General features: G+C 70.8%; 11 protein-coding genes. 8 read left to right on the top strand and 3 right to left on the bottom strand.

Going from position 1 to position 17168, the window contains the following annotated elements:
- Nucleotides 1–2 precede the first annotated feature (2 nt).
- On the top strand, nt 3–944 hold the full coding sequence (locus OG202_RS16745) for an MmyB family transcriptional regulator (RefSeq protein WP_327729780.1): 942 nt from the start codon (nt 3–5) through the stop codon (nt 942–944).
- A gap of 47 nt (nt 945–991) precedes the next feature.
- Here the strand turns inward: OG202_RS16745 and OG202_RS16740 are convergent, their stop codons facing one another.
- The gene (locus OG202_RS16740; protein WP_328223025.1) at nt 992–2437 is read right to left on the bottom strand and encodes an MFS transporter; all 1446 of its coding nucleotides are present in this window, start codon (nt 2435–2437) and stop codon (nt 992–994) included.
- Between the two features lie 81 nt (nt 2438–2518).
- Here OG202_RS16740 and dusB point away from each other — a divergent pair, with 81 nt between their 5' ends.
- Together dusB and OG202_RS16730 are read left to right on the top strand one after the other, a co-directional pair.
- A complete protein-coding gene (gene dusB / locus OG202_RS16735; protein WP_327729782.1) occupies nt 2519–3685 on the top strand; it encodes a tRNA dihydrouridine synthase DusB in 1167 nt (388 codons plus the stop codon).
- Between the two features lie 116 nt (nt 3686–3801).
- Nucleotides 3802–4986 carry a polysaccharide pyruvyl transferase family protein gene (locus tag OG202_RS16730; protein WP_328223024.1) on the top strand — a complete coding sequence of 395 codons (1185 nt, stop codon included), beginning with the start codon at nt 3802–3804 and terminating at the stop codon, nt 4984–4986.
- Between the two features lie 121 nt (nt 4987–5107).
- Here the strand turns inward: OG202_RS16730 and OG202_RS16725 are convergent, their stop codons facing one another.
- Together OG202_RS16725 and OG202_RS16720 are read right to left on the bottom strand one after the other, a co-directional pair.
- Entirely contained in the window at nt 5108–7048 is a 1941-nt protein-coding gene (locus tag OG202_RS16725) for an amylo-alpha-1,6-glucosidase (RefSeq protein ID WP_326582924.1), read from the bottom strand.
- Nucleotides 7045–8841 carry an MGH1-like glycoside hydrolase domain-containing protein gene (locus OG202_RS16720; RefSeq protein ID WP_443052249.1) on the bottom strand — a complete coding sequence of 599 codons (1797 nt, stop codon included), beginning with the start codon at nt 8839–8841 and terminating at the stop codon, nt 7045–7047. Before OG202_RS16720 ends, OG202_RS16725 begins: the two co-directional genes overlap by 4 nt.
- 186 nt (nt 8842–9027) lie before the next feature.
- Here OG202_RS16720 and OG202_RS16715 point away from each other — a divergent pair, with 186 nt between their 5' ends.
- From OG202_RS16715 to OG202_RS16695, 5 genes are all read left to right on the top strand, one after another.
- Nucleotides 9028–10227: an ROK family protein gene (locus OG202_RS16715; protein ID WP_326582926.1), complete on the top strand. Its 1200-nt coding sequence runs from the start codon at nt 9028–9030 to the stop codon at nt 10225–10227.
- Between the two features lie 406 nt (nt 10228–10633).
- Nucleotides 10634–13381 carry a pyruvate, phosphate dikinase gene (gene ppdK / locus OG202_RS16710; protein ID WP_405893874.1) on the top strand — a complete coding sequence of 916 codons (2748 nt, stop codon included), beginning with the start codon at nt 10634–10636 and terminating at the stop codon, nt 13379–13381.
- Nucleotides 13382–13671: 290 nt separating this feature from the next.
- Nucleotides 13672–14091 (top strand): hypothetical protein, encoded by a 420-nt coding sequence (locus tag OG202_RS16705; protein WP_328223023.1) that lies wholly within the window; start codon nt 13672–13674, stop codon nt 14089–14091.
- A 64-nt stretch (nt 14092–14155) separates the two neighbouring features.
- On the top strand, nt 14156–14842 hold the full coding sequence (locus OG202_RS16700; protein WP_328224683.1) for an ABC transporter ATP-binding protein: 687 nt from the start codon (nt 14156–14158) through the stop codon (nt 14840–14842).
- The gene (locus OG202_RS16695; RefSeq protein ID WP_328223022.1) at nt 14839–17139 is read left to right on the top strand and encodes an FtsX-like permease family protein; all 2301 of its coding nucleotides are present in this window, start codon (nt 14839–14841) and stop codon (nt 17137–17139) included. The genes OG202_RS16700 and OG202_RS16695 overlap by 4 nt, the downstream gene beginning before the upstream one ends.
- The last annotated feature ends 29 nt before the right edge of the window (nt 17140–17168 follow it).

The raw sequence follows: 17168 nt of genomic DNA, 5'->3' as shown, positions 1-17168 counted from the left end.
GCATGACGACCACGGCCACACCGGAGACCGGGACCGGGACACCGCCGCGCCACCCCCGCGGCGGCGGGGACGGAACGGGCGAACGGGCGCCCACCGCCCCCGAGTCGGTGATCCGGCGCAACGAGCTCGCCGCCTTCCTGCGTCACCGGCGTGAGCACATCGCCCCCGAGCAGGTCGGCCTGGACCGGGGCCGCCGCCGGCGGACGCCGGGACTGCGCCGTGAGGAGGTCGCGCAGCTCTCCGCGGTCGGCGTCACCTGGTACACGTGGCTGGAGCAGGCCCGCGACATCCACGTCTCCGGACAGGTCCTCGACGCGCTGGCCCGCGCCCTGCTCCTCGACCCCAGCGAACGCGCCCATCTCTTCAACCTGGCCGGGACCGCCGACCCGGCGCCGGGGTCGCGGTGCCACGCGATCAGCGACGCCCAGTACGCGCTGCTGGAGCAGTTGGAGCCGATCCCGGCCTCCATCCAGAACAGCCGGTACGACATCCTGGCCCACAACCGCACCTTCGGACTGCTCTTCTGCGACCTCTCCGAGGTGCCGCCCGAGGACATGAACTGCATGATCCTCGCCTACACCAACACCCAATGGCGCGCCTCCATGGTCCAGTTGGAGGAGACCACCCGCTTCCTCGCGGCCAAGCTGCGCGCCGCGATGGCCGACCATCTCGCCGACCCGGCCTGGAAGACGCTGCTCAAGCGGCTGCGTACCGAGTCCGCCGAGTTCCGCGCCGCCTGGGAGCGGCACGAGGTCGTCGAGACCTTCAACAAGCGCAAGCAGTACCGCAACGCCCACGTCGGCCTCCTCGACGTCGACCACACCGACCTCTGGCTCGGCCCCCGCCACGGGCCCCGCATGGTGACGTACGTGCCGGTCGACGAGGAGAGCAGGAGGAGGATGGAGAAGCTGCACGCGATGGCGTTGGAGCGGGACGCCGGGTGAGCGCCGGGCGGCCGGCTCCTAGAAGGCCCAAGAAGATCTTGGGCCTTCTAGGAGCCGACCCTCGCCGCGTCCCGTACCTCGGCCGTATCCAGGCGCTTCGCCGTGCGGTCGGCGGTCTCCCGGGCCCACGCGCCCGTGGTCAGCGCCCCCAGGACGAGGACGGCGAAGCCGCACGCCGCGACGATCCACCAGGCGGGCCGGGCCGCCGACACGAACGAGTCCGCGTACGAGGACGAGCCGATGCCCGCCGCCAGCACCGCCCCGATCACCGCGACGCCCAGCGTCTGGCCGATCTGGCGGCTGGTGGAGGCGACCGCGGCGGCGACACCGGCCTGGGCGCGCGGCATCCCGGACACGGCCGTGTTGGTGATGGGCGCGTTGACGAAGCCGAAGCCGAGGCCGAAGAGGACGTAGCCGATGACGAGGGTGACGTTCCCGGTCTCGGCCTCGAACGCGGCGAAGAGCACCCCGCTCGCGGTCATCGCCACCCCGGCGACCAGCAGCGGCAGCCGGGGCCCCCGGCTGCCGACCAGCCGTCCGGCGACCGGCGCGCAGACGAAGCACAGGAGGGCCATCGGGAGCATCCACAGACCGGCGTGCAGGGCGTCGAGGCCACGCACGTTCTGCAGGTACAGGGTCGACAGGAACAGGAAACCGCCGAGCGCGGCGAACGCGCTGACCGCGATCACCGTCGCCCCGCTGAACGGTGCCGAGCGGAAGAAGCGCAGGTCGATGAGGGGTTCGTCGCGGCGGGGCTCGTACCGCAGGAGGCCGAGGAGGGCGGCGAGGGAGACACCGCCGAGGGCGAGGGTCTCGGCGACCGGCGCGGTCGGCGCCTCGATGATGGCGTACGTGAGGGAGCCGAGCAGCGCGATGACCAGGAGCTGTCCGACGGGGTCGGGGCGGCGGGCCTTCGGGGCGCGGGACTCGGGGACGTACCGCCAGGTCAGCAGCAGTGCGGCCAGGCCGACCGGCAGGTTGATCCAGAAGATCGACCGCCAGCCGACGGAGTCCACGAGGACCCCGCCGATGATCGGCCCCGCGGCCATCGAGATGCCCACGACCGCGCCCCAGACGCCGATCGCCCGGGCCCGCTCGCGCGGGTCCGTGAACGTGTTGGTGATGATCGACATGGCGACCGGGTTGAGCATCGAGCCGCCGACCGCCTGCACCATGCGGAAGCCGACCAGCGATTCGAGGTTCGGGGCGAGGGAGCACAGCACCGAGCCGACCGTGAACACGACCAGGCCGGCCATGAAGACCCGCCTGCGGCCGATCCGGTCGGCGGTGGAGCCGGCCAGCATCAGCAGGGCCGCCAGGACCAGGGTGTAGGCGTCGATGGTCCATTGCAGACCCGCCAGGCTCGCGTTCAGGTCGCGCTGCATCGAGGGCAGGGCGACGTTCAGGACGGTGTTGTCCAGGCTCACGATCAGGAGGCTGGTGCAGCAGATCGCGAGCACGAGCAGACGGTGGCGGCTGCTGAGCTCGGGCATGCGCACCATCGTACGCCCAACTCGATAGTGCGCCTAACTAATGAATGGCGAGCATGGGTCCGTGTGCGTGACAATGGGGGAATGTCCACGCCCGCCTCGCCGCTCCGGATCGGTCCGCACACCGTCACCCCGCCCGTCGTCCTGGCCCCCATGGCCGGCATCACGAACGCGCCCTTCCGCACCCTGTGCCGTGAGTTCAGCGGCGGCAAGGGCCTGTTCGTCAGCGAGATGATCACCACGCGGGCGCTGGTCGAGCGCAACGAGAAGACCATGCAGCTGATCCACTTCGACGCGACCGAGAAGCCGCGCTCGATCCAGCTGTACGGCGTGGACCCGGCGACCGTCGGCAAGGCCGTCCGCATGATCGCGGAGGAGGGCCTCGCCGACCACATCGACCTCAACTTCGGCTGCCCGGTCCCGAAGGTGACCCGCAAGGGCGGCGGATCCGCCCTCCCCTACAAGCGGCACCTGCTGCGCGCGATCCTCCGCGAGGCCGTGAGCGGCGCGGGCGACCTCCCGGTCACGATGAAGATGCGCAAGGGCATCGACGACGACCACATCACCTACCTCGACGCCGGCCGCATCGCCGTCGAGGAGGGCGTCACGGCGATCGCCCTGCACGGCCGCACCGCCGCCCAGCACTACGGCGGCACGGCCGACTGGGACGCCATCGCCCGCCTCAAGGAGCACGTCCCCGAGATCCCGGTCCTCGGCAACGGCGACATCTGGTCCGCGCAGGACGCGCTGCGGATGGTCCGCGAGACGGGCTGCGACGGGGTGGTCGTGGGGCGTGGCTGCCTGGGGCGGCCGTGGCTGTTCGCGGACCTGGTCGCGGCGTTCGAGGGCCGGACGGGAGCCCGTGCCGGAGGCGCTGATGGATGCAGTGCGCAGCCTTCGCTCCGCGAGGTCGCCGACATCATGGTCCGGCACGCCACCCTGCTCGGCGAGTGGATCGGCGACGAGTCCAAGGGTGTCGTCGACTTCCGCAAGCACGTGGCCTGGTACCTCAAGGGCTTCGCGGTCGGCTCCGAGATGCGCAAGCGGCTCGCCATCACTTCCTCCCTCGCTGAACTCCGCACCGGGCTGGACGAGTTGGAGCTCGACCAGCCCTGGCCGACCGGTGCCGACGGCCCGCGCGGCCGCACCTCCGGCAACAACCGCGTCGTCCTGCCCGACGGTTGGCTCAAGGACCCGTACGACTGCGCGGGCGTGGGCGAGGAAGCCGAACTGGACACGTCCGGGGGGTAGTTGCCCCGTTCTGTCGGCCCTGTCGGCCCTGTCGGCCCTGTCGGCGTTCCGGTCGTTGTGCGGCCGATTTCCGTCATCTCGGAGTGAGTGGGGAAATGTCCGGGTAGCGCGTTTTGGTGTGCGGAGCGAGCGGGACACCGAAGAAGCCGACGGGGACACCGTCGAAGCCCTCCACAAGGCCCTCCCGGAACCGGAAGTCGCCGACACGGCAGAGCGAACCGTCCCGGCCCCCCGCCCCGTACACACGGCCCCCCTCCTACGTCCCCCACTGCGCGCACCACGTCTCGTACGTCCTCACCGTCCTGGACCGGCTGGTCCCGGCCGGCACCCGGTGCGCGGTCATCGGCGCCCCGCTGACCTCCAACGTCGGCGACAGCGCGATCTGGCTCGGCCAGCGCGCACTGCTCGGCGCGCTCGGGGCCGAGGTGCGCTACGCCTGCGACCTGATGTCGTACGACGCCGGGCAGCTGGCGGCCTGTCTCCCGGACGGCCCGATCATGCTGACGGGCGGCGGCAACCTCGGTGACCTCTGGGAGGACAGCCAGCTCCTTCGCGAACAGGTGCTGCGCGACTTCCCGGACCGCCGGATCGTCCAGCTGCCCCAGTCCGTGCACTTCACGGACCACGCCAACCTCACCCGCGCCCGCCGCGTCTTCGACGCCCACCCCGATCTCACCCTGCTGCTGCGCGACCGGCACAGCCTGCACCGCTGCCGCACGGTCTTCGAGGCCCCCGCCCTGCTCGCCCCCGACCTGGCCTTCGCCGTACCGCCGGACGCGCTCGCCGGCGGCACGGTCGCCCATGACGTCGTCTGGCTGGCCCGGGAGGACAAGGAGTCGGCGAAGGGCCCACCGGCCGGGCGGGGCGCGTCACGGCGGGAGCGCGGCGGCCCGTACGTCTTCGACTGGACCCGGGAGGGCACCGACACCGACTGGCGGCGGGCCAAGGAAGCGCTCTGGCGCGGCCGGGCCCGCGCCCTGTGCCGCGCCGGCTCCGGCGACCCGCCGGGCGCCGTCCCCGCCCTCCTCGCCGCCTACGACGGCCTCGCCCGCCTCCAACTGGCGCGCGGCTGCCGCCTGTTGACCGCGGGCCGGGTGGCCGTCACCGACCGCCTCCACGGCCACGTCCTCGCCCTCCTCCTGGGCCTCCCCCACGTCCTGGTCGCCGACCGCTACGGCAAGGCCCGCAGCTACTGGGACACCTGGACGGCCCACCGGCCCCCGACCACGGAGTGGGCCTGGACGGAGGCGGAGGCGAGGCAGACGGCGAGGAGGTTGCTGGCGGGGCTGAGCGCCCCGTAAGGGGCGCGGGCCTGTATCGATGTGCGGCTTTGCCGCGTGGGCGCGAGCAACCACGACGAACCCGCGGCCCGCAGACCACCCACGCCCCCACGGCGCCCAGCGGCTCAACCCAGCGGAGCGACTACGCTCCGCCCACAGCGGTCAACAACGCCAAGGGAGCCGCCGCCGACCGCGACTCCCGCACACACGCATGCGGATACGGCACCGGCTCCGGATGCGTGTCCCGCCCGTACCCGGCGAGAACCTCCGGCAGCCGATGCCCCGCCGCGGTCGCCGCGTCGACCATGCCGGAGGCGACCGCCCGGGCCTCGTCGTGCAGCCCGTACCGCGCCAGCCCCAGCGTGATCAGCGCGTTGTCGTGTGGCCAGACCGACCCCCGGTGATACGACAGCGGGTGATACGCGGGCTGCCCGGACGCCAGCGTCCGCACACCCCACCCGGAGAAGAAGTCGGGCTCCAGAAGCCGCCGGCCCACCGTCTTCCCGTACTCCTTGTCCAGCAGCCCCGACCACAGCAGATGCCCCGCGTCCGAGGCGAGCGCGTCGACCTGCCTGCCCTCACTGTCCAGCGCCAGCGCGGGGAAGCCGTGTCCGGGCATCCAGAAGTCCCGCTGGAAACGGTCACGGAGGTCACCGGCGGCCTGTTCCAGGAGTGCCGCGTACACCTCGTCCTCCCAGACCGTGCGGGCCAGCACGGCGGTGCGGCGCAGCGCGTCGTACGCGTAGCCCTGCGCACCCGCCGCCATCACCGGCCCGGCGGCGGGCCGGCTGCCGTCGGCGGAGCAGATCGAGTCGGGGGAGTCCTTCCAGTTCTGGTTGGCGAGACCGCCCTGGTCGGCGCGGTACACGAGATAGCCGCGCGAGGTGAGCCCGCCGTGGTCGAGCATCCAGCCGATCGCGGCCCGTGCGTGGGGTTCGAGGCGGCGGGCCAGGGTGACGTCCCCGGTCTGCTCCACATACGCGCCGAGCAGGACGAGGAAGAGCGGGGTCGCGTCCACCGAGCCGTAGTAACGCCCGTACGGCACCTGCCCGAAGTGCGCCAGCTCGCCGTGCCGCACCTCGTGCACGATCTTGCCGGGTTGGGCCACCGACTCGACGCCGACCTCGGTCGCCTGGGCCGCGGCGAGCGCGAGCAGCGTGGCGGCGGCCGGCTCCGGCCGGTAGGGGAGCGTGAAGAGGGAGGTCACCAGGGCGTCCCGGCCGAGGAGGGTGAGGAACCAGGGCGCCCCGGCGGCGGGCACCCGCAGCGTCTCGCCGTCCGGGCCGGTCGCCGGGACCTGGAGCGCCGCGAGATCGGCGAGCCCCCGCGCACAGGCCGCGGCCAGCTCCGGCCAGCCGGTGGGGAAGGCCACCCCCTCCATGAACTCCCCCTCCATCGCGAGGAGTTGCTCGTTCACGGCGGCCGGTGAGCGCGGCACCCGCAGGGCCCGCCGGTCACCGTGCGTCCGCGCCATCACCCGGCAGGTCAGCTCCACGGAGTCGTGCGGTGCGAGATCGAGCGCCCAGACGAGCCGCCGCGCCCCCGTCCCGGTCTCCTCCACGCTGTCCGGCACGGGCTCGGCCGTCACCGTCGTACAGGACCGCCACTCGCCGCGCCGGTAGCTGAACTCCACGCCGTCGTCGAGGACTTCGCGCTTCCGGACGACACCGCTCTTGGCGTACGTACGGAAGTCGGAGCGCAGCTCGAACTGGTCGGTGAAGTCGGCGTCCGCGGTGATCGCGATCCGGACCGTCGTCGCCTCCGGGCGGTTGCTCGTGACACGCAACGTCTCCACGAACGCGCTGTCGGAGACGGCCTGTTCACGGAAGAGCGTGTACGCGGGCGGCTCCCGGCGGCCGCCCCGGGGCACGAGCACACAGCGCGCGGTGTCGCCGTCCGCGACCGGCGTGAGCGGCTCGGGAACCGCGCCGTCGACGGTCAGCTGCCACCGGCTCAGATGCCGGGCGTCCCGTACGAAGAGCCCGTCCGGGGAACTGCCGCCCCGCACCCCGCTGATGTCGCCGCCGTCGCCCACGGCGGCGAACGTCCCGCCGCGCACGAGCAGGTGATGCCGGTCCGTCATCCCCGGTCCCCTCCCTTGTCACCCATGCCGAACACGACCCCGTTGTCGTGGTGCTGTCCGTCGTGCTGTCCGTCGTGCCGTCCGTTGTGCCGTCCGTGGTGCTGCCCATGGCCGTGACCCAGACCCAGGCCCTGACCGTGACCCTGGCCGTGACCCTGACCCTGGCCGTGACCCTGACCCTGACCCTGGCCGTGACCCTGACCCTGACCCTGGCCGTGACCCTGGCCGTGACCCTGGCCTTGATCCTGGCCGTGACCCTGGCCGTGACCCTGGCCTTGATCCTGATCGTGGCCCTGGTCGTCCTGGTGCAGCAGGTCGAGGGTGAGCGCGGCCGTCCAGCCGAAGCCGAGCGCTCCACAGGCCTCGCCCGTGTACGGGTCCACGTACTCGGCGAACCCGGACGCCCCTGCGGTCTCCAGCAGCGCCGCCCGCAGCGCGTCGGCCCGCCCCGACTCCCCGTGCAGCCTGAGCCCCCGCTCCAGCATCCAGTTCGTGTTGAACCACGCCGGCCCACGCCAGTACCGGTGCGGATCGAAGGCCTCCCCGGTCAGGTCGTACGACGGCACGAGCCGGGTGGCGTCGCCGAGCCCGAAGCGCGGGCCGTGGATCGTACGGACGAGGGCGGCGACGATGTCGCGGGGGAGACCGGGGAGCAGCAGGGGGATCAGGCCGGAGACACCGCGCTCGGGGATGAGGGCGTCGGTGGTGACGTCCCGGCAGAAGAACATCTCCTCCGCCGGGTCCCACAGCCGCTCCACCAGCGCCGCCGTCAGGCGCTCGGCGCGCGCGTGCCGGGCGGCTCCCGGTGCGCCCAACTCCTCCGCGATGCGTGCCAGCGCGTGCTCGGAGGCGATGAGGAGGGCGTTGAACGCCGGGTCCTCCACGGCGAACCCGCCCGCTCCGCCCCCGTTCCTGCCACCCGCCCCATCCCCGCTTCTCCCGCCCGCCCCATCCCCGCTTCTCCCGCCCGCCCCATCCCCGCTTCTCCCGCCCACCCCATCCCCGCTTCTCCCGCCCACCCCATCCCTGTATCCGGCGTCCCGGTAGTCCGTCGCCAGCCGCACGTACCGCCCGTAGTCCAGATCCGTCGGCCGGTCCCCGGCCGCGCCGTGGTCGAGGTCGGCGCGGCGGAAGGACCGGGCCGGGGCCGGGGTGATCCGGGCGAGGGGCGCGTCCCAGGTGGGGCTGTTGTCCATGCCCTGCTCCCAGGGGTGGACGACGGACGCCAGCCCGCCCCCGCCCAGGTCCCGGCGGCCCAGCAGATAGCGGTGCCAGGCGGCCAGCCCCGGATAGACCCGGGACAGGAAGCCGCGCGCCCGGGACAGCCCGGGGTCCGCCCGGTGCACCAGCCACGCGGCCAGCGCGTGCACCGGCGGCTGCACGATGCCCGAGGTCTGCGGGGTGCGCGGAGCACCCGCGGCGCGCCCCGCGGTCGAGGAGCGCCAGAAGTCGGGGCTCGGGAAGTACGCGTCGAGCGGCACCGAGGGGTTGAAGACGATGTGCGGGACCCGTCCGTCGCCCCACCGTGCGGCGAGCAGCGTCTCCAGCTCGGTCTGGGCCCGCAGCGGCGACAGATGGCGCAGCCCGATCGCGATGAACGCCGAGTCCCACGACCACTGGTGCGGATACAGCTTGCGCGACGGCACCGTGGACCGGCCCGTCCAGTTGGCGGCCAGCACGTCGGCCGCCGCGCGGTGCAGCGGACCGGACGGCACGGCCGGATCGTATACATCGGCTCCGGCGCGCGCGCCCGCGCCTGGTCGACGGGCGGTGAGCTGGGTTGTGCGGTCCACGCAGGGCTCCCTGAGGACAAGGGCCGACCGGTTCGGCAGTAGCTACCGTAGGGTTACGTCTACTTAACACGCAAAACTCAATATGTAATGCAGAGTTGGTGAACGCAAGAGGGTGCGCGGGAACGAATTCCTGAGGGGCCGCGACAATGGCGGCATCGAGGACGACACGAGCGGAAGGGCCTGAAGGTGGGCAGTCATGCCGGTGCCGGAGATCTGCTGGAGCTGGTCCGCAGCGGCCGGGCCACCACCCGTGGCGCGCTCCAGCAGGCCACGGGCCTGTCCCGGGCGACGGTCGGCCAGCGGCTGGACCGCCTCTTCCGCGCGGGCTGGCTCCGCGAGGGCGCCGGCGGCCCCGTCGACTCCCCGCTCGGCGGCCGCCCCTCCATCACCCTGGAGTTCGACGACGAGCACGCGATCGTCCTCGCCGCCGACCTCGACACCCGCCACGCCCGCGCCGCCGTCCTCTCCCTCACCGGCGAGATCCAGGCCGAACACACCGGCACCCTGGTCATCGAGGAGGGCCCCGACGCCGTACTGGACGAACTCGGGCGCTGGTTCGCCGAACTCCTGGAGAAGGCGGGCCGCCCGGCCGGCGCGGTCTGCGGTATCGGCCTCGCGGTCCCCGGCCCCGTGGACACCGACACCGGCCGCGTCGTCCAGCCGCCGATCATGCCCGGCTGGGACGGCTACGACATAAGAAGCCGCCTGGCCCGCGCCTTCACCGAACACGCGGCCGGCCCCGCCGGGATCCCGGTCCTCGTCGACAACGACGCCAACCTCATGGCGTACGGCGAACAACGCACCGGATACGCCGGCTGCTCGGCGTTCGCGCTGGTCAAGGTGTCCACAGGTATCGGTGCGGGTGTGGTGGTCGGGGGGTCGATATTCCGGGGCGTGGACGGCGGCGCCGGCGACATCGGCCACATCCGGGTCCCCCAGGGCGCGGAGGCGTTGTGCAAGTGCGGTTCGTACGGCTGTCTGGCGGCGATCGCCAGCGGCGGCGCCGTGGCGCGACGGCTGGCGGAGGCGGGGATTCCGGCGGCCTCCGGATCGGATGTGCGGGACCTGCTGACCGCCGGGCACCCCGGGGCGATGGCGCTCGCGCGGGAGGCGGGCCGGGCGGTCGGGGACGTGCTGGCGACGGTCGTGACCCTGCTGAACCCCGGGGTACTGATGATCGCCGGCGATTTGGCCGGAACCCCCTTCCTCACGGGCGTACGCGAACTGCTCTACCAGCGCGCCCTGCCCCGCTCCACGGCCCATCTGGACGTGGTGACCTCCCGGCTGGGGGAGCGGGCCGGCCTGGTCGGGGCGGGTGCGCTGGTCGTCGAGCACCTGTACGCGCCGGAGCGCGCCGAGCAGCGGTTGGTGGCGCTGGGGGTGTGACGGGCGTGTTTCTGTCCCGAACCCCGGTCCGCATGGTGAAATCCGGCTCCCCTCATCGGCGTGATTCTCGCCACCCCTGATAGGGGTTGCGCTCAGATGAGCGAATCATGGGCGGTTCCGCGACTTCAAAGGGTGGCACTCGGTGCCACCCTTTGATCGTTCATCGAGCGAACTCAGGCGTGCCGATTGCCGCTCAGGTGAGCGCTATGGTGAGTGGGTGAAGGGGAATGCGTTCAAGAGGTGAACGCATTCCGGCGCGGTTCCTTGCCAAGCCTTGACTTTCGATCTACTGGCGGACGGGTGGTTACAGGCGCATGACGCGCAAGTGGACGTACCCAGGAGCCTTCGATCTGGGTATGTTCCTCGCCGTCAGGGCAGCCACCGCGTCCTCAAGGAGTTGGGACCTGTGTCGGAAAACAAAGATCCCCACGTAGGCCACGTAGCTCAGAGCGTTGAGGGCGTGAAGTTTGTTTATGACTTCACCGAAGGCAACAAGGACCTCAAGGACCTCCTCGGCGGCAAGGGCGCGAACCTCGCCGAGATGACCAACCTCGGTCTTCCCGTGCCTCCCGGCTTCACCATCACCACCGAGGCCTGCAAGGTCTACCTCGACAGCGGCGACGAGCCCGCGGCACTCCGTGACGAGGTCACCGCCCACCTCGCGGCCCTCGAGGAGAAGATGGGCAAGAAGCTCGGCCAGGCCGACGACCCGCTCCTTGTCTCGGTCCGCTCCGGCGCGAAGTTCTCGATGCCCGGAATGATGGACACGGTCCTCAACATCGGCCTCTCCGACAAGTCGGTGCAGGGCCTGGCCAAGCAGGCCGGCGACGACCGCTTCGCCTGGGACTCCTACCGCCGGCTCATCCAGATGTTCGGCAAGACCGTCCTCGGCGTCGACGGCGACCTCTTCGAAGAGGCGCTGGAGGCGGCGAAGACGGCCAAGAAGGTCGTCGTCGACACCGAGCTGGAGGCCGCCGACCTCAAGAAGCTCGTCACCAAGTTCAAGAAGATCGTCAAGACCGAGGCCGGCCGGGACTTCCCGCAGGACCCGCGCGAGCAGATGGACCTCGCCATCCACGCGGTCTTCGACTCCTGGAACACCGACCGCGCGAAGCTCTACCGCCGCCAGGAGCGCATCCCCGGCGACCTCGGCACCGCGGTCAACGTCTGTTCGATGGTCTTCGGCAACCTGGGCCCCGACTCCGGCACCGGCGTTGCCTTCACCCGCGACCCCGCCTCCGGCCACCAGGGCGTGTACGGCGACTACCTCCAGAACGCCCAGGGCGAGGACGTGGTGGCGGGCATCCGCAACACCGTCCCCCTGGCCGAACTGGAGTCGATCGACAAGAAGTCGTACGACCAGCTGATGCAGATCATGGAGACCCTGGAGAACCACTACAAGGATCTCTGCGACATCGAGTTCACCATCGAGCGCGGCCAGCTGTGGATGCTCCAGACCCGCGTCGGCAAGCGCACGGCGGGCGCGGCCTTCCGTATCGCCACGCAGCTGGTGGACCAGGGCCTGATCGACGAGGCGGAAGCCCTCCAGCGGGTGACGGGCGCCCAGCTCGCGCAGCTCATGTTCCCCCGCTTCGACGAGGACGCGAAGGTCGCGCAGGTCGGCCGCGGCATCGCCGCCTCCCCGGGCGCGGCGGTCGGCAAGGCGGTCTTCGACTCGTACACGGCCGTGAAGTGGTCGCGTTCGGGCGAGAAGGTCATCCTGGTCCGCCGCGAGACGAACCCCGACGACCTCGACGGCATGATCGCGGCCGAGGGCATCCTGACCTCACGCGGTGGCAAGACGTCCCACGCGGCCGTGGTCGCGCGCGGCATGGGCAAGACGTGCGTGTGCGGCGCGGAGGAGCTGGAAGTCGACACCAAGCGCCGCCGTATGACGGTGCCGGGTGGCCATGTGGTGGAGGAGGGCGACCTCATCTCCATCGACGGTTCGTCGGGCAAGGTCTACCTGGGCGAGGTCCCGGTGGTCCCGTCCCCCGTCGTGGAGTACTTCGAGGGCCGGATGCACGCGGGCGCCAACGACGCCGACGAACTGGTCGAGGCGGTCCACCGCATCATGGCCTTCGCGGACCGCAAGCGCCGTCTCCGTGTCCGCGCCAACGCCGACAACGCCGAGGACGCGCTGCGCGCCCGCCGCTTCGGCGCCCAGGGCATCGGCCTGTGCCGTACGGAGCACATGTTCCTCGGCGACCGCCGTGAACTGGTCGAGCGCCTGATCCTGGCCGACACGGAGACCGTGCGCGAGGAGTCCCTGAAGGCGCTGCTCCCGCTCCAGAAGCAGGACTTCATCGAACTCTTCTCGGCGATGGACGGCCTCCCGGTGACGGTCCGTCTCCTCGACCCGCCGCTGCACGAGTTCCTCCCGGACATCACGGAACTCTCCGTCCGCGTGGCCCTGGCGGAGTCCCGCCAGGAGCCCCACGAGAACGAACTGCGCCTGCTCCAGGCCGTCCACCGCCTGCACGAGCAGAACCCGATGCTGGGTCTGCGGGGCGTGCGGCTGGGGCTGGTCATCCCCGGCCTGTTCACGATGCAGGTCCGTGCCATCGCGGAGGCGGCGGCCGAACGCAAGAACGCCAAGGGCGACCCGCGCGCCGAGATCATGATCCCGCTCGTCGGCACGGTCCAGGAACTGGAGATCGTCCGCGAGGAGGCGGACGCGGTGATCGCGGAGGTCGAGGCGGCGTCGGGGGTGGCGCTGAAGCTGTCGATCGGCACGATGATCGAACTGCCGCGGGCCGCCCTCACGGCCGGCCAGATCGCGGAGGCGGCGGAGTTCTTCAGCTTCGGCACGAACGACCTGACGCAGACGGTGTGGGGCTTCAGCCGCGACGACGTCGAGGCGTCCTTCTTCACGGCCTACCTGGAGAAGGGCATCTTCGGAGTCTCCCCCTTCGAGACGATCGACAAGGACGGCGTGGGTTCCCTGGTCAAGCTGGCCGCGGAGGCCGGCCGCGCCACCCGCCCCGACCTCAAGCTCGGCGTCTGCGGCGAGCACGGCGGCGACCCGGAGTCCGTCCACTTCTTCCACGAGGTCGGCCTCGACTACGTCTCCTGCTCCCCGTTCCGCATCCCGGTCGCCCGACTGGAAGCGGGCCGCGCGGCGTCGCAGTCGGCGGGCAGCGACCACCGCTAGCGCCACAGCGGGCCCTCGCGCGTCCCTGACGTCGCGACCCCGAACCCCGGAACCGCCGCTTGTCCCCGACCGACCCTCACCGATGGGCGGCGGTTCCGGATCACGAAGAGAGGGCGGCATCCCGTGCGGGGGGTGCCGCCCTTTCGGTTTGGGTGGTTCGTGCTTCCTGTGCTCCAAGATCACCTGTTTCGGTGGTGATGGGGTGGACTGATCGTTTCTGTGTGGAGTCGTGACGTTACATTCCGTGATTACTGGTGGCCGCTGGGTCACTGATGATCACGGAGGTGCGCATGAAGAGGGCCATGGCTGGGATGGTGGCGGCAGGGCTGATCCTCACGGGGGCGGGGACCGCGCTCGCGGCGCAGAAGGGGAGGGTCCCCGTGCTCACGTCGGCTGGTGTCGCTTTCGAGCGCGGGACGTACAAGTTCAATCCCCCGGGTACCGACCACGGATCATTCGAGTGGGCCGGTGATCTCAGCGACGCGTACCCGGAAGACGGCCACAACGTGTACGTGCAGGTCGGCGTCGAAGGGCACGGCTGGGCGCGGTACTACGGGAAGCAGCGGAGCACGGTGCGCCTGCGTCACTCCGACTGGAGCGGAGCGCAGCGGTACACGGACAACGCGAAGCTGCGGGTCTGTCGTGACCGAGGCTCCTTGCGGCCCGACAACTGCTCGCCCACCAAGCGCTTCGCGTACACGCTCGACTGAGCCCACCCGGCATCCACAGCCCAGGCGTTCTCGCCTGGGCTCGTGCTCTTCTTAGGGGAATGAGATCAAGACATCAGAAGTCCTGTTCGCCAAGGGAGTCGACCTTCTCTACGGTGAGACACCCGCCGTCAGGAACGCCGAGATCTCCCTGAGCCGGGGAGAGGTCGTAGCGATCACTGGGCAGAGCGGTTCAGGGAAATCCTCACTGTTGTACTGCCTGGCCGGGGTGTTGCCGGTGGCCCGTGGCGAAGTCCGTTTCGAGGGGCGCTCCCTCGGCGACCTCGACGACGAGGAACTCAGCGAGCTGCGCCGGGAACGGTTCGGCTTCGTCTTCCAATACGGTGAGTTGTTGCCCGAGTTGACGGTAGAGGAGAACACCGCGCTCCCCTTGCGGCTCGCCGGGCAGCGCAAGAAGAAGGCTCTTGCCGCAGCCGGAGAGGTGCTGGGTCGGCTCGGTCTCGCGGACCTGCGAGAGCGACGGCCCTCACAGGTGTCCGGGGGGCAGAGTCAGCGAATCGCGGTGGCCCGCGCCTTGGTGCACCGCCCGGCCGTGGTCTTCGCCGACGAGCCGACCGGGTCGCTCGACAGTGCCAATGCCGCAGCCGTACTCGACGAGTTTCTGACCCTCGCCCGCTCACAGGGAACAGCGGTGCTGCTGGTGACGCACGACTCCCAGGTGGCGGCCCGTGCGGACAACCGCTACACGATGTGCGACGGCACCCTCTCGGCTCAGGTGAGGGAGGCTACGTGAAGGAACTCATCCTGGGGCTCCGGCTGTTGACGGGTGCTGGGCGTGGCAGTCGTGTGCGCTTCCTGCTCATGGTCGCGGGGAGTGCCATCGGAGTGAGTTGCCTGGCCATGGTCCTCACCATTCCAGGGATTCTGGCCACGCAGGACGGGCGCAAGGCGGCGCGTGAACCGGATTGCGTCAAGGACCCGAAACGCTTTGCCTGCCTCGTGCCCGAGGGTGCCTCCTATGTGCTGACCAGGACGGATCCCTACGGTGCGGAACCCATCACCCGGGTGTTTCTTGCCCGAGGAGCAGGACGTGTCGAGCCACCGCCGGGCCTGAGCGAACTCCCCGCCACCGGCGAGCTGTTCGCTTCTCCCCGGCTGAACGAGGTACTGCGGCGAGAGCCCAGCCTGGCTCGCCTTCTGCCAGGTGAGGTGCAAGGGATCATCGGCCCACAAGGGTTGGCTCACCCCGACGAGTTGTACGCGTATGTCGGTGTCAGCCAGGACGAGCTGGGAGATGACGGCCATCCAGTGGCGTTCTTCGGCGAGGCCTTCGCCGGCTCGCCCACGGTGGAGCCCTCCACTCTCGACATCGTCCGCTTCACCCTCGCGGGCGTCGTCCTCCTGCCCTTGGCGGTATTCCTCTCCGTATGCGCCCGGCTCTCCGCTGCCGCTCGCACCCGGCGGCTGGCCGCACTACGACTACTGGGACTGAGCAGGAAGGGCACCCAAAGAGTCAATGCCGCCGAGACCGTCGCGGCAGCCTTCCTGGGGGCCGTGCTCGGTCTGGGCATCTACGAGGTTGCCAACCAACTCGTCTCGCGAGTGGGCGTGCCGGGCTTCAAGTGGTATCCCTCCGACGGGGCGCTGTCCTTGTCCACAGCTTTCGTCTGCCTCGTCGGCTGTCCGACGCTCGCGTGGTTCGTGGGCCGGGCGAGTGCGCGGAAGGCGGCGGCGAACCCACTGGCCGTCCGGCGAAGCGCTGTGGAGAGCACACCCGGAAAGTGGGGGCTGCTCCCACTGGTCCCGGGTCTGGGCATGGTGACCGGGTACTGCGTGGCCGGTGCGACGGGTCACGCACCGCGGGAGACGTCACTTTCCTCGATCCTCATGCCCCTCGCCGTCGTTCTGGTCGGTGTCGGGCTGGTGATGTTGCTGCCGGTCTTCTCGCGAACCTTTGCCCAGAGGGTGGCCCGCTCCGCCCGCTCGGTCTCCCTGGGCCTCGCCATGCGGCGCAACGAGGTCGAAGCCGGAGGCGCGTTGCGGGTGGCGACAGGGCTGGTGACCCTTGTCTTCGCGGCGTCGCTGGTACAGGGGGTGCTGATCGAACTGGACCAGGTAAGCAAGAACACCTTGCCTGTTCAGCGGTACACCATCCCGCTCCAGGACGTCACCGACGAGAAGCAGCGGGCCTTGCAGGAGGTGACGGGAGTTCGCGCGCACGCGATGGTCATGGAGTCCCGGACGAACGCGGACATCGACCACCTGGAGCCGAGCATCAGGGCTGTGGTGGCCACCTGCGATCAACTGCGCGGAATCCTGCCGAGAGTCGGTAAGTGCGTGGACGACCGCCCTGTACGGCTCTGGGATCCGGGTCAGCCCTATGAAAGGGACAGCAAGCCCGGGGCGAGCTTTCACTTCGACTCGCGGAGGGAAGGCGATCAGCCTGCCATGAGAGTGGAGGTGCCACGAGAGACGCTGCGGTTCAGCGGCTACCCAGGCTGGCCGATCTTCGACAGCGGCGACGTACTGGTGCCGCCGTCCGCTCTGCCGGAAGGCTTTCGCCCGGATCACGCCACCCTCACCCTCCTCAGTGACTCGGCCCCCGAAACCGTCCGCGAGGTCCTCGACGGCATCGGTGGCGTCGATCCCACCACGGAGGTCGGCACGCCGGGCGTGGTCGTCACGGCGCTCCAGCAGATCACCGTGGTCAAGAGTCTCCTGGGCATCGGCATGGTCCTGGGGCTGATCATCGGTGTGGCCGCCTACCTGGTGGCAGCCACGGACCGTGCGGTGGAGCGAAAGCCCCAGGTCACCGGCCTGTCCCTGCTCGGAGCCCGCCCCCGCACGCTGCGGACCGTGCAAGTCGTGCAAGTGGTCGTACCGTTGGCCATCGGCCTGGCCCTGGCCGTGGTGCTGGGCAAGCTGGCCGAGTCCAGCTACCTCGTGACCGGAGGCGGTGCCATCTACTGGGACGGTGCCGGGATTCCGCTGTTGCTGGTCTGCGCGCTGGGTGCGGTGGCCGTGGCCGCCGTCGGTGCGCTGCCCCTCGTCGGGCGCCGGATCGATCCGGAGCTGATCCGGCGGGACTGAGGGTCGGTGGTGGTGATGCGCGAAAGGGG

Source organism: Streptomyces sp. NBC_00310, assembly GCF_036208085.1.
In the GTDB taxonomy this organism is placed as follows: Bacteria; Actinomycetota; Actinomycetes; order Streptomycetales; family Streptomycetaceae; genus Streptomyces.
Note: the sequence above shows the minus strand (reverse complement) of the source record. Positions and strands in the feature narration are given on the sequence as shown.